We start from the raw sequence: 13,320 nt of genomic DNA, 5'->3' as shown, positions 1-13,320 counted from the left end.
ATGAGCGGCGCCAACGAAGGAACGACGAGGCAGGACCGAGTGCGTGAGACGGCCGTTTCGGACGGGCTCGCCAGCACATTGTCGCAGGACCAGCTTGCACGGCTGATGCGCCGGCGCGGCGAAGAATCCCGGTTCTGGTGGTTGGTGCCGACGATCTACATCATCTTTCTGATGCTGCCGATCTACTGGCTGGTCAATATGAGCTTCAAGACCAATCAGGAGATCCTGGGCGCCTTTTCGCTGTGGCCGAAGAGCCCGACCTTGGCCAACTACATCGTGATCTTCACCGACCCGTCCTGGTACAAGGGCTACATCAATTCGATCATCTATGTCGTCATGAACATGGTGATCTCGGTTTCGGTGGCGCTGCCGGCGGCCTACGCCTTCTCGCGCTACCGGTTCCTCGGCGACAAGCACCTCTTCTTCTGGCTGCTGACCAACCGCATGGCGCCGCCCGCGGTGTTCGCGCTGCCGTTCTTCCAGCTCTATTCGGCCTTCGGCCTGATCGACACGCACATCGCGGTGGCATTGGCGCACTGCCTGTTCAACGTGCCGCTGGCGGTCTGGATCCTCGAAGGTTTCATGTCCGGCGTGCCGAAGGAGATCGACGAGACCGCCTATATCGATGGCTATTCCTTCCCGCGCTTCTTCCTGAAAATATTCATGCCCCTGATCGCCAGCGGCGTCGGCGTGGCCTGCTTCTTCTGCTTCATGTTCTCATGGGTCGAACTGCTGATCGCGCGCACCTTGACCACGACCGCCGCCAAGCCGATCGCGGCGATCATGACGCGCACGGTCTCGGCCTCGGGGCTCGACTGGGGCGTGCTCGCCGCCGCCGGCGTGCTCACCATCCTTCCAGGCGCGCTCGTGATCTGGTTCGTCCGCAACTATATCGCCAAGGGCTTTGCCCTGGGGAGGGTTTGACCATGAATCTCACCTGGATGGCATGGACGCTGCCGACGGCGATCTTTTTCATCACGATCCTGGTGCTGCTCTGTGGCATGGCGGTCTGGGAATACGTCTCGCCTGGCGGCAATCCCCGGGTCGGCGTCCTGCGCTTCGAGACGACGCGCGGCGACCGCCTCTTTGTTTCGCTGCTCGGCAGCGCCTTTATCCATCTCGCTTGGCTGGGTCTTGTCGGACCCAACCTGTGGTGGGCTCTCGCTCTCTCCGTAGTCTACGCCGTCGGCGTGTTCCGCTACGTATAGAGGGGGAAACTGTTGGAGCGACCGCGTGCCGGCGGCCGCTCCAGATCGCACTTGAAACTGAAAAGTGGAGGAAACGAAATGCGAAGGCAATTTTTAACATCAACGACTGCGCTTGTCCTGCTCTGGGGAGCAGGCCAGGCCTACGCCGGAATGGATGAAGCCAAGACCTTCCTCGATACCGAAATCAAGGATTTGTCGACGCTCGATCGCGCCGGCCAGGAAGCCGAGCTGCAATGGTTCATCGATGCCGCGAAGCCTTTCGCCGGCATGGACATCAAGGTGGTCTCCGAGACCATCGATACGCATAGCTATGAGTCCAAGGTTTTGGCGCCCGCTTTCACCGCGATCACCGGCATCAAGATCACTCACGACCTGATCGGTGAAGGCGATGTCGTCGAAAAGCTGCAGACGCAGATGCAGTCGGGCGAAAACATCTACGACGCCTACGTCAACGACTCCGACCTGATCGGCACCCACTGGCGGTACCAGCAGGCGCGCAGCCTGACCAAGTGGATGGCGAATGAGGGCAAGGATGTCACCAATCCCAACCTCGACCTCGCCGACTTCATCGGCACCAAGTTCACGACCGCTCCGGACGGCGACCTCTACCAGCTGCCCGACCAGCAGTTCGCGAACCTCTACTGGTTCCGCTACGACTGGTTCAACGACGAGAAGAACAAGGCCGACTTCAAAGCCAAGTACGGCTACGACCTTGGCGTTCCGGTCAACTGGTCGGCCTACGAAGACATCGCCGAGTTCTTCACCGGCCGGGAGATTGACGGCAAGAAGGTCTATGGCCACATGGACTACGGCAAGAAGGACCCGTCGCTCGGCTGGCGGTTCACCGATGCCTGGCTGTCCATGGCCGGCAATGGCGACAAAGGCCTGCCGAACGGTCTTCCGGTCGACGAATGGGGCATCAAGGTCAACGAGAAGTCGCAGCCTGTCGGCTCGTGCGTCGCGCGCGGCGGCGACACCAATGGCCCGGCTTCCGTGTATTCGATCCAGAAGTACCTGGATTGGCTGAAGGCCTATGCCCCGCCGGAAGCCCAGGGCATGACGTTCGGCGAATCCGGCCCCGTCCCGTCGCAGGGCACGGTCGCGCAGCAGATGTTCACTTACACCGCCTTCACCGCCTCCTTCGTCAAGGACGGGCTGCCGGTCGTGAACGCGGACGGCACGCCGAAATGGCGCTTTGCTCCGTCGCCGCACGGCGTCTACTGGAAGGACGGCATGAAGCTCGGCTACCAGGACGTGGGTTCATGGACGCTTCTCAAGTCCACGCCTGACGATCGCGCCAAGGCCGCCTGGCTCTATGCGCAGTTCGTCGTGTCGAAGACGGTCGATGTGAAGAAGAGCCATGTCGGCCTGACGCTCATCCGCGAGTCGACGATCCAGGACAAGAGCTTCACGGAACGCGCTCCGAAGCTCGGCGGCCTGATCGAGTTCTACCGCTCGCCGGCCCGTGTTCAGTGGTCGCCGACCGGAACGAACGTTCCGGACTATCCGAAGCTGGCACAGCTCTGGTGGCAGGCGATCGGCGATGCGTCGTCGGGTGCCAAGACGGCGCAGGAGGCGATGGACTCGCTTTGCTCCGAGCAGGAAAAGGTCATGGAACGCCTGGAAAAGGCCGGCATCCAGGGCGATATCGGCCCGAAGATGGCCGAAGAGCATGACCTCGCCTACTGGAACGCCGACGCGGTCAAGAAGGGCAATCTCGCTCCTCAGCTGAAGATCGAGAACGAGAAGGAAAAGCCGATCACCATCAATTACGACGAACTGGTGAAGAGCTGGCAGAAGTAAGTTTCTGCAACTACAGTTTGCCGGGGCATCGTGCCCCGGCAAACGCTACGGGAGCGAACGTTGATTTTCTCGCTTTTTCGGCGTGCCGCACCTTGGGCTCCAGCTATTGCCGGTGAGAACGGGCAACTGCTTTTCACACAGGATTTCAGCCTCCAACTGGCAAAGCTGCATCTGGCTGAATACGGCTATCAAAGCGAAACCGAAGCTACCTCGGATCGATTGGACCTTGTCCTGCAGAATCCCGAATTGCGGCTGGGCTATGAACTCGTTCCAGAGATCATCGCGGAATACGCATTGAGAAAGCTCTCCGCGCCAAGGGATTTTGAATACTTGCTGAGCGACCGCAGCGGCCAGTCGCATACCTTCAAGGTCGCTCGGCATCCGGTCTTTCAACCGATCCATGACAATCTCGCGCGCGAGCTTCTGCCTGCTTCCGCCGTGCGGGTCATCGCCGATGCATCCAGCTATGCGGACGCAGTATCCAAAGCGCTGAATTCAGGCGAGAAATTGAAAAACCTTTCTGTCTGCGTTGCGCCGATCGGGCTGCAACTTCATCAAGGTAGGCTTGAGATCAAACAGGATTGCCGAAATTGACCAGATATATCCTTGCCATCGACCAGGGCACGACTTCGACCCGGGCGATCCTGTTCGACGGCGAGATGAAGGTCGCCGGCAGTGGGCAAAAGGAATTCGCCCAGCACTATCCGGCCTCCGGCTGGGTCGAGCACGATCCCGAGGATATCTGGGCGAGCGTGGTGGCGACCGTGAAGGCGGCGCTGAAGAAGGCCGGCCGGAATGCTTCCGACGTGGCCGCGATCGGCATCACCAATCAGCGCGAGACTGTCGTCATCTGGGACCGGGCGACCGGCAAGCCGATCCACAATGCGATCGTCTGGCAGGACCGGCGCACCGCGCCGCTGTGCCAGAAACTCAGGAAGCAGGGGTTGGAGAAAAAGTTCACCCGCAAGACCGGCCTGCTGCTCGATCCCTATTTTTCCGGCACCAAGATCGCCTGGATGTTGGACAAGGTGAAAGGCGCGAGAAAACGCGCCGAGAAGGGCGAACTGCTCGCCGGCACCATCGACAGCTTTTTGATCTGGCGGCTGACCGGCGGCAAGGTCCACGCCACGGACGCCACCAACGCCTCGCGCACGCTGGTCTACAACATCGCTGAGAATGCCTGGGACGACGAGCTGCTGGCTATCCTCAACATCCCGGCAAAAATGCTTCCTGAAGTAAAAGACTGTGCCGATGATTTTGGAATCACGGAGAAAAATCTCTTTGGCGCCGAGATAAGAATCCTCGGTGTCGCCGGCGACCAGCATGCCGCGACCATCGGCCAGGCCTGTTTCGAGCCGGGCATGATGAAATCGACCTATGGCACCGGCTGCTTTGCCCTGCTCAACACCGGGAGTGATCTGGTGCGTTCGAAGAACCGGCTCTTGACTACCATTGCCTACAGGCTGAATGGCAAGACTACCTATGCACTTGAGGGTTCGATCTTCATTGCCGGCGCCGCGGTCCAATGGCTGCGCGATGGCATCAAGGTGATCGGCAAGGCCGAGCAGAGCGGCAAACTGGCTGATGAAGCCGATCCAACCCAAAACGTCTACCTGGTGCCGGCCTTCGTCGGGCTCGGCGCGCCGCATTGGGACGCCGAGGCACGCGGCGCGATTTTTGGCCTGACGCGCAATTCCGGACCGGCGGAATTCGCCCGCGCCGCGCTTGAATCCGTGGCCTACCAGACACGCGACCTGCTCGGCGCCATGCGCAAGGACTGGAAGGGGGCTTCGGCCAAGACCGTACTGCGGGTCGATGGCGGCATGGTGGCGTCGGACTGGACCATGCAGCGTCTGGCCGACATCCTCGATGCACCGGTCGACCGCCCGACCATTCTCGAGACGACCGCGCTCGGTGCAGCCTGGCTGGCCGGCTCGAAAGCTGGCGTTTGGCCGGATGCCAGGAAGTTCGCGAAGAGCTGGGCGCTGGAACGACGCTTCCAGCCGGACATGGATGGCTCCGTGCGCGTAGCCAAGCTCGCGGGTTGGCGCGATGCTGTGCGACGGACGCTGAGCGTGTCATAAACAGCCATCAGTGGTGTGTGATAGGCGCGAGGAATGCAGCCAGATTGGTATCCTGCTTGGCGCGACGAGGCTATCGAACAGCTGAAGGCCAAAAATGCACGCGCGAACAAGGAGTTTCGCCTCGGCGATTGCTCGCGCTATGACTACGACCTGACGGCCGGAACGCTTCTGTTCTCGCAAGACCGGGTCGCCAAGGTGGTCACCGAGATCCAGATTGTCGGCTCAACGAGCACCGAGGCCGGCAACTGGCTGTGGGCTTGGGCAAATTCAAGCCTGCCCAGCGAGCTCCTCAGCGATGCAAAGCTGGTTCGATCCTTCGGAGAGCAGAATGGCATTGACGAATTGGCCCAGTCTTACGTGACGGATGCGGACAACGCGCTGGAAGTGGTTGGTTGGGAGCTCAGTGCGGTGATGGCCCGTATCTGCGATGGGTTGGGTATCTATCGTTGTCCCAGCACAGAGGACGGCGGTGGCTTTTATCTGATGCTCAAGAGCATCAACTGGGCAAGCTGACGGCAACTGTTCGTCTTCCGGCCAATCAAAAAGCCCGCGCCGTTGCCGACGCGAGCTCCACTCAACGCATCTCAGCTACTAAAACGCGCTTTGATCAATAGGGCGAACGGCACTCCTTGCGAGGGCCGTAATTCGGCTGGAACGTGTTGTCCGAAGCACGGTAGCTGCGATAGTGATCATAGCACCACTGCACATGCGAATTGCCTTCATAGACGCGGTTGTTTTCATTGTTGATGATCGCGCCGGTGATCAGCGCGCCAGTCGCGAAGGCAGCCAGCGGGAACCAGTTGTCGCCATGGCGGCGATAGCCGCGATGGTATTCGCGATAGCCGCGGTGGCCGTTCCAATACACGCCACGATCATTGTTACGGGCAAAGTTCCGATTGCCGTTGAAATTGCGGCTGAAGTTGCGGCGTTCGCCATGGCGCTTCTTCCATTGGTAGTCACCGTTGCGGGCTTCGATGTTCAAGACATTTGACGAAGCTTCCGGTGCCTGCGGCGCGAACATCTGGGCGGCGTTGGCCGGACCGGCGGCTGCCGCGAACGAAACCGACAATGTGGTCGCCAGTATACCCGATACGATTTTGTTCACTATTTTTCTCCTTCGAAAGGGTGATTGACGTCCCTTGTGGCGAGACAACGGGTGATAGGAGGGAAGGTTCCTCGTTAAATACCAAGTTGCTGATTTGTAATGTTTCTCCGGCCTGCTTGCGGCGCGGCAGACCGGTCGTGCAATTGCTCTGCCAGGGCGGCGCTACTCATGATGGAAGCGGCCGCTCAGACTTGGTGGCCGCACTGGAAAAGCCAGGCTTACGAATGCTCTTTTTCCGGTTGACCGGTCGCGGCACTCTCCCTATGTTCCGCGCAATTTCGAGGGCTGCCTTTCGCGCCCGCGGGAGCGCGTAGCTCAGCCGGTAGAGCAACTGACTTTTAATCAGTAGGTCTCGGGTTCGAACCCCGACGCGCTCACCAAAATCGTTCTAAAATCCACTATGGCTGCGGGGAGACCGTCAGCGCTTCCAGAAATCGCGGTGCGGTGCGAGCATCTCGTCGGCGATGTCGGGGAAGGGGCCAAAGACCTCGATCTTTTTCTGGCCGGAGCCGAGGACGGTGCGCGAAGAGAGGCTCATCGTCGGATTCTCCGCGTGATCCCCGGTGAGCGCCAGTAGCTCGGTCTCCTCGACCCCGTAAACCAGCCGCCCGATATTGGCCCAATACATCGTGCCGGCGCACATGGCGCACGGCTCGAAGGTTGAGACCAGCGTGCATTGCCACAGGAACTCCGGCTCGTAGGCAGCCGCCGCGCGCCGGGCGAGCTCGGTCTCGGCATGGCGCACCGTGTCGAGATTGCCCTGCCGCATCACCACGCGGTCGTCCGGCCCGACCAGAACGCAACCGAACGGATGATGCCCATGCGCCGCCGCCTCGCGCGCGACCGCGTCGGCGGATCGAAGGTGGGCGAGCATCTGATCGCGTGTCATGGCGGAATCCTGGGACGCCGGCATCCAACCGATAGCGGCTCTTTGGGCGAAGATTGCTGCCAACGAACGCGAGTGGCAAGAGCAAACCGCCGCTTAGGGCCTTTGCGCCGGGATCTCAGATCTTTCCCTACAATCGCTGACCGGTCTTGGCGTCGAACAGATGAGCAGACGCGGCAAAGCGGAAAGCCAGATGAAAAGGCCATCCTCGCCGAGCTTCTCGAAGCAGCTTGGCGGCGCGAAATGCGAACAGCCTCAGACGGAAGGCTCCCCGAACACCAGCGATACATTGCCTCCGGCATGACGCTCGAGGCGGCCGGCGAGGTCGAGTTCCAGCAGCACCATGAAGATTTGGGCCGGGTGCAGGCCGGTGTGGCGGATGATCTCGTCGACCGCCACTGGCGTCGGGCCGAGTGCCTCGATGACGCGGGCGCGGTCGCTTTCGCCGGGCGGTGGTGTGGCCGAGAAGTCTGGCGGCTCTTCGAACGGCGGCATTTCGGGCGCCCGCATGCCGGTCAGCGGGGCGATTGCCCGCGAAATGTCCGATGCCTCGGTGACCAGGGTGGCGCCATCCTTGAGCAGGCCGTTGGTACCGGCGGCGCGTGGATCGAGCGGTGAGCCCGGTACGGCGAAGACCAGCCGGCCCATTTCGCCGGCAAGCCTGGCGCTGATCAGGGAGCCCGAGCGTTGCGCTGCCTCGACCACCACCAGCCCAAGGGCCGCACCCGCGACAAGGCGGTTGCGGCGTGGGAAATCCTGGGCGCGGGGCTGCCAGCCGAACGGCATTTCCGAAATGACGGCGCCGCGCTCGGCAATTTCCTCGCACAGGCCGGCATTTTCAGGCGGGTAAGGCAGGTCGAGGCCGCCGGCCAGGACGCCGATCGTGCCGGTCGCAAGGCTGCCCTGATGCGCCGCGGTGTCGATGCCGCGCGCCAGGCCGGAGACGATTGCGTAGCCGTCGCGGCCGAGGTCGGCTGCCAGCATGCGTGCCATCTTGATGCCGGCCAGCGATGCGTTGCGTGCGCCTACGATGGCGAGACCCGGCAACCGGAACACGGCGGCATTGCCCTTTACCGCCAGCAGCGGCGGCGGATGGTCCATGTTGCGCAATAGGGGCGGGTAGTCTGTCTCACCGATCCCGACAAAGCGGGCGCCGGCCTTTCCGGCTAATTCCAGTTCGGCCTCGGCTTCGGCAATGGAAGGGATACGGGCGATCCGGATGGCGCCGCCTGAAATCATCAGTTCCGGCAGTATCTCCAGCGCCGCCTCGGCCGAACCGAAACGGTTGATGAGGTCGCGAAAGGATGCGGGGCCGACATTCTGGGTGCGGATCAGCCGCAGCCAGTTCAGCCGCTGCCGGTCGCTGAGCCGCGGCCCGGCGGCCGGCCCACTCACCACGGCGGCAGGCTCGCTCACCCCTTGGCTCCGATCTTGCCTTCGGTGCCGGCAAGCAGGCGCGAAATGTTTTCCCGGTGCTTGATGAAAACGATGATGCTCATCACCACGCACAAGGCCGCATTCTGCGGTGTGCTCAGGACATAGAGGGCGATCGGCACGATGACCGCCGCTGTCAGCGCCGCAAGCGAGGAATACCGAAACAGGAATGCCATCACCAGCCAGGCGACGGCGAAGATCAGGGCCACCTGCCAGGCAAGGCCGATCAGCACGCCGAGATAGGTGGCGACGCCCTTGCCGCCCTTGAAACCGAGCCAGACCGGGAAGAGATGACCGAGAAAGGCGCCGAGACCGGCCCAGATCGCCAGGTCAGGCGCGAAATGGCCTGCTATCAGCACGGCGACCGTGCCCTTCAGCGCGTCGAGCAGCAGCGTCGCGGCGGCAAGGCCCTTGTTGCCGGTGCGCAGAACATTGGTGGCGCCGATATTGCCGGAGCCGATCTTGCGCACATCGCCAAGGCCAGCCGCGCGCGTCAGCAGGAGCCCGAATGGGATCGAGCCAAGCAAATAGCCAAACACGAGCGCTGGGATGAGGCTGTAAGTCATTGTTTCCCCCGCATTTCCCCTTGACGAGCCGGATCACGCGCGATGCGCGGTGGCCGGCTCAGACGGAGAACACTGTGCGGCCCGCAACCAGCGTTTGCAAGACCTTGCCTTGCAGCCGCGCGCCTTCGAAACAGGTGTTTTTCGAGCGCGAACGAATGCCGCTTTCGCTGACGATCCAGGGCTCGTCGAGATCGACAAGAGCAAGATCTGCGACAGCGCCCGGCTTCAGCGTGCCGCCGGGCAGGCCGAACAGTTTTGCGGGAGCGGTGGACAGGGTTTCGATCAGCCGGAGCAACGGCACATCGCCATTGTGGTAGAGCCGCAATGCGGCGCCCAGCAGCGTCTCCAACCCGATGGCGCCGGCCGCCGCATCGGCAAAGGGCAGGCGCTTGGTGTCGACATCCTGCGGATCGTGCGAGGAGACGATGATGTCGATCGTGCCGTCCCTGACCGCTTCGATCATTGCCAGACGGTCTTCCTCGGCGCGCAAAGGTGGCGTCAGGCGGAAGAAGGTGCGGTATTCGCCGACATCGTTTTCATTCAGCGACAGATTGTGGATCGCCACGCCTGATGTCACCGTCGCGCCATCGGCTTTGGCGCGCGTGACGGCGTTTGCCGCCATCGCCGTCGAGATCTTTGCTGCATGGTACGAACCACGCGTCAGCCGCGCCAGGGCCAGATCGCGCTCCAGCGGGATGGATTCGGCTTCGCGCGGAATGCCGGAGAGGCCGAGCCAGCTTGCGTAGAGCCCTTCATTCATGACGCCGGATGAACCGAGGTCCGCATCCTGCGTCTCATGCACGATGGTGGCGCCGAAGTCGCGCGCATAGGTCAGCGCGCGGCGCATCACCAGCGCACTCGATATGGTGTGGCGGCCATCGGTGAAGGCGACGGCGCCGGCTTCGCGCAGCAGGCCGAACTCGGTCATCTCGCGGCCGTCGAGGCCTTTGGTGATCGCCGCGGCCGGAAAAACATTGACGATCGCCGTGTCCTTGGCGGTGCGCAGCACGAACTCGACCAGCGCCACATTGTCGATCACCGGGTCGGTGTCAGGCATCATGACGACGGAGGTGACGCCGCCGGCCGCCGCCGCGACACTTGCCGACGCAATGGTCTCGCGATGCTCGCCGCCCGGTTCGCCGATGAAGACGCGGCCGTCGATCAGGCCTGGAATGATCGCCTTGCCGGCGCAGTCGATAACGGTGGCGCCCTCGGGCGCGCCCTGGTTCAGCGCCGCCTTGCCGGCGGCAACGATCTTGCGGCCGTCGACGATGACGGCACCGACTTCGTCGATGCCGCGCGACGGGTCAACGATGCGGGCGCGCTCAAAAACCGTCGTGCTCATGCGCCGCGGCCCTCTTGATTACGACGCGGGTCAAGCAGCGCTTCCATCACCGCCATGCGCACGGCAACGCCCATCTCGACCTGTTCCTGGATGACGCTCTGCGGACCGTCGGCGATTTCCGAGGCGATCTCGACGCCGCGGTTCATCGGCCCGGGGTGCATCACCAGCGCATCGTCCTTGGCCGCCTTCAGTTTTTCCGCATCGAGGCCGAAATAGCGGAAATACTCGCGCACCGAAGGCACGAACGCGCCTTCCATGCGCTCGCGCTGCAGGCGCAGCATCATCACCACATCGGCGTCCTTGAGGCCCTCGGCCATTGAACGGGTGACGATGACGCCCATCTTCTCGATGCCGGTGGGCAGCAGCGTCGACGGTGCGACGACACGCACCTGCGCGCCGAGCGCGTTGAGCAGCATGATGTTGGAACGCGCCACGCGCGAATGCAGGATGTCGCCGCAGATTGCCACGATGAGCTTCGACAGCGGGCCCTTGGCGCGGCGAATGGTCAGCGCATCGAGCAGCGCCTGTGTCGGGTGTTCATGCGCGCCGTCGCCGGCATTGACGACGGAGCAGCCGACCTTCTGCGCCAGAAGGGCGGCAGCACCGGCCGACTGGTGGCGGATGATCAAGATGTCGGGCCGCATGGCGTTCAGCGTCATCGCCGTGTCGATGAGCGTTTCACCCTTCTTCACCGAAGAGCTTGCCACCGACATGTTCATGACATCGGCGCCGAGGCGCTTTCCTGCAAGCTCGAACGACGACTGTGTGCGCGTCGAGGCTTCATAGAAGAGGTTGATCTGTGTGCGACCGCGCAGCGTCGAGGTTTTCTTCTCGGACTGCCGCGAGATCGCGACCGCCCGGTCCGCCCTGTCGAGCAACAGCTCGATGTCGGCGGGGGAAAGGTCGCGGATGCCCAGAAGATGGCGATGAGGATAGGGGGACGAAGCGTCGGTCATCTCAAGGCGCTGCTATAGGGTGGAGACTTTGCGGCTGCAAGCACCAGCTTTGCATTGCAGGCGTTCTCCTCAATTTTTTCGTGTAGATGGCCGATTGTATCGGCCGGTATTTTCATCGCGCGCGCTGCATGGCTTGGCTATATCTAGCCGACAGCCTCGGATTCGTGGCTTTCTGACGATAGAAGGATTGGGCGTGACCGACGACGTGACGAACCAGCCGCCGCCGCTGACGGGCGGCAACGCCTGGCGGGGCGATCCGTTGCTGATCCAGCTAGCGGAGCGTTTTTCCGATCCGGTGCGCAAAGATCTCGACGGTCTCGGCCGCTTTGTGCTGACGCAGGAGGCGCAGGAATTGGCGCGCCTCGCCAATGTCGAGACGCCGAAGCTGAGGACGCATGATCGCCAGGGACGGCGCATCGACGTGGTCGAGTTCCATCCCGCCTATCACGCCTTGATGCGCCGCTCTGTGGCCAACGGGCTGCATTCCTCGGTGTGGGAGAACGGCGACACCGAGATCGGCCGCCGCCATCAGGTCCGTGCCGCCCGGTTTTATCTGACGGCGGAGCTGGAGACCGGGCATCTGTGCCCCATCACCATGACCAACGCTTCGCTGGCGGCCTTGATGGCCAGCCCAAAACTGTTTCGCGAATGGGCGCCGCGCGTGACGACGCGCAAATACGACCAGAGCCAGAAGCCGCCGGTCGAGAAGACCGGGCTGACGCTCGGCATGGGTATGACCGAGAAACAGGGCGGCACCGATGTGCGCGCCAATGTTACGAGGGCGGAACGCGCCGGCAGCGGTTTTTATCGTCTGACGGGGCACAAATGGTTCATGTCGGCGCCGATGTCGGATGCGTTCCTGGTGCTGGCGCAGGCGCCGGAGGGGCTGTCGTGCTTCCTCGTGCCGCGCGTTCTCGGTGATGGTTCGGGCAACGGCTTCCGATTTCAGCGGCTGAAGGACAAGCTCGGCAACCGTTCCAACGCCTCCTCCGAAGTCGAATTCGTCAATGCCATCGGCGAGATGGTCGGCGAACCCGGTGCCGGTGTGAAGACGATCATGGACATGGTCACCCTGACCCGGCTCGATTGTGCCATCGCCTCGTCGGCGATCATGCGCGCGGGCCTCGCCGAGGCCGTTCATCATGCGCGCCACCGCCAGGTGTTCGGTTCGACCTTGATCGAGCAACCGTTGATGCAGCGCGTGCTGGCCGACATGGCGCTCGATGTCGCCGCCGCCACCGCGCTTTCGTTCCGGTTGGCGCGCTCCTTCGACGAGGCGGCGAGCGATCGCGGCGAGGCGGCGTTTGCCCGCGCCATGACGCCGGTCGTCAAATACTGGGTCTGCAAGATCGCGCCGCCTTTGCTCTATGAGGCGATGGAGTGCCTCGGCGGCAACGGCTATGTCGAGGAGGCGCCACTCGCCCGCTACTATCGCGAGGCCCCGGTCAACGCGATCTGGGAAGGCTCGGGCAATGTCATGGCGCTTGATGTGTTGCGCGTGCTTGGCCGTGCGCCCGGCCTGTTCGAGGATGTGCTGGCCGGTATCGACCGTGATCTCGGCGCCGGCGGACGCGGCACGATCGGCGTGCTGAAGGCGGCGATGCAGGTTGCCTCAACCGACGAAGGTTCGGCCCGGCTGCTGACCGAGCAGTTGGCGCTGTCGGCTGCGGCGGCGGAATTGCGCCGTCTGGGGGCAGGGCGGATCGCCGACGCTTTCGTCGAGACGCGTTTGGCCGGCCAATGGCGCAACACCTATGGCATGATCGATTCGCGCCACGATGCACGCATGATCATCGACACGCTCTATCCGCCGGTAAACTGAGCCGCGAGCATCGCAAAAACCGGCGCCATCCACAGTTTTGACGCGTTGGTGGGCATCCTCACGCGTATGGCTAATCGCCGTTAACCTTAACAAATGGTTTCCGTTGCGATG

The 13,320-nt window shown here is 62.7% G+C and carries 13 protein-coding genes and 1 tRNA gene; 8 read left to right on the top strand and 6 right to left on the bottom strand.

All coding sequences use genetic code 11. The features are described 5' to 3' along the window. From MESCI2_RS0111350 to MESCI2_RS0111325, 6 genes are all read left to right on the top strand, one after another. Positions 1-924: a carbohydrate ABC transporter permease gene (locus tag MESCI2_RS0111350; protein WP_027036701.1), complete on the top strand. Its 924-nt coding sequence runs from the start codon at positions 1-3 to the stop codon at positions 922-924. A gap of 2 nt (positions 925-926) precedes the next feature. After that, complete coding sequence (locus MESCI2_RS0111345) at positions 927-1,208, top strand: DUF2160 domain-containing protein (RefSeq protein WP_027036700.1); 282 nt, start codon at positions 927-929, stop codon at positions 1,206-1,208. Positions 1,209-1,286: 78 nt separating this feature from the next. Next, positions 1,287-3,011 carry an ABC transporter substrate-binding protein gene (locus MESCI2_RS0111340; RefSeq protein ID WP_027036699.1) on the top strand — a complete coding sequence of 575 codons (1,725 nt, stop codon included), beginning with the start codon at positions 1,287-1,289 and terminating at the stop codon, positions 3,009-3,011. Positions 3,012-3,071: 60 nt separating this feature from the next. Continuing rightward, on the top strand, positions 3,072-3,605 hold the full coding sequence (locus MESCI2_RS0111335) for a hypothetical protein (RefSeq protein WP_027036698.1): 534 nt from the start codon (positions 3,072-3,074) through the stop codon (positions 3,603-3,605). Next, positions 3,602-5,095 (top strand): glycerol kinase GlpK, encoded by a 1,494-nt coding sequence (gene glpK, locus MESCI2_RS0111330; RefSeq protein ID WP_027036697.1) that lies wholly within the window; start codon positions 3,602-3,604, stop codon positions 5,093-5,095. Before MESCI2_RS0111335 ends, glpK begins: the two co-directional genes overlap by 4 nt. A 33-nt stretch (positions 5,096-5,128) precedes the next feature. Continuing rightward, positions 5,129-5,608 (top strand): DUF6882 domain-containing protein, encoded by a 480-nt coding sequence (locus tag MESCI2_RS0111325; protein WP_027036696.1) that lies wholly within the window; start codon positions 5,129-5,131, stop codon positions 5,606-5,608. 94 nt (positions 5,609-5,702) lie between these two features. On the opposite strand, the gene MESCI2_RS0111320 is transcribed toward MESCI2_RS0111325, so the two are convergent. Then, the gene (locus MESCI2_RS0111320; RefSeq protein ID WP_027036695.1) at positions 5,703-6,200 is read right to left on the bottom strand and encodes a BA14K family protein; all 498 of its coding nucleotides are present in this window, start codon (positions 6,198-6,200) and stop codon (positions 5,703-5,705) included. 304 nt (positions 6,201-6,504) lie between these two features. On the opposite strand from MESCI2_RS0111320, the gene MESCI2_RS0111315 reads away from it, so the two are divergent. Next, positions 6,505-6,580, top strand: a tRNA-Lys gene (locus tag MESCI2_RS0111315). A gap of 38 nt (positions 6,581-6,618) precedes the next feature. Here the strand turns inward: MESCI2_RS0111315 and MESCI2_RS0111310 are convergent. From MESCI2_RS0111310 to MESCI2_RS0111290, 5 genes are all read right to left on the bottom strand, one after another. Further along, positions 6,619-7,089 carry a nucleoside deaminase gene (locus MESCI2_RS0111310; RefSeq protein WP_027036694.1) on the bottom strand — a complete coding sequence of 157 codons (471 nt, stop codon included), beginning with the start codon at positions 7,087-7,089 and terminating at the stop codon, positions 6,619-6,621. A gap of 252 nt (positions 7,090-7,341) precedes the next feature. Further along, entirely contained in the window at positions 7,342-8,481 is a 1,140-nt protein-coding gene (gene dprA, locus MESCI2_RS0111305) for a DNA-processing protein DprA (RefSeq protein WP_027036693.1), read from the bottom strand. A gap of 17 nt (positions 8,482-8,498) precedes the next feature. After that, positions 8,499-9,086, bottom strand: coding sequence for a glycerol-3-phosphate 1-O-acyltransferase PlsY (plsY, locus tag MESCI2_RS0111300; protein ID WP_027036692.1), 588 nt, complete (start codon positions 9,084-9,086; stop codon positions 8,499-8,501). 58 nt (positions 9,087-9,144) lie between these two features. Continuing rightward, a complete protein-coding gene (locus tag MESCI2_RS0111295) occupies positions 9,145-10,431 on the bottom strand; it encodes a dihydroorotase (RefSeq protein ID WP_027036691.1) in 1,287 nt (428 codons plus the stop codon). After that, positions 10,428-11,387 (bottom strand): aspartate carbamoyltransferase catalytic subunit, encoded by a 960-nt coding sequence (locus tag MESCI2_RS0111290; RefSeq protein ID WP_013531794.1) that lies wholly within the window; start codon positions 11,385-11,387, stop codon positions 10,428-10,430. Before MESCI2_RS0111290 ends, MESCI2_RS0111295 begins: the two co-directional genes overlap by 4 nt. A gap of 193 nt (positions 11,388-11,580) precedes the next feature. On the opposite strand from MESCI2_RS0111290, the gene MESCI2_RS0111285 reads away from it, so the two are divergent. Further along, a complete protein-coding gene (locus tag MESCI2_RS0111285) occupies positions 11,581-13,209 on the top strand; it encodes a DNA alkylation response protein (protein ID WP_027036690.1) in 1,629 nt (542 codons plus the stop codon). Positions 13,210-13,320 lie beyond the last annotated feature (111 nt).

The organism is Mesorhizobium ciceri WSM4083 (assembly GCF_000519305.1).
Lineage (GTDB): Bacteria > Pseudomonadota > Alphaproteobacteria > Rhizobiales > Rhizobiaceae > Mesorhizobium > Mesorhizobium ciceri_B.
This window is presented reverse-complemented; position numbering and strand designations above follow the sequence as displayed.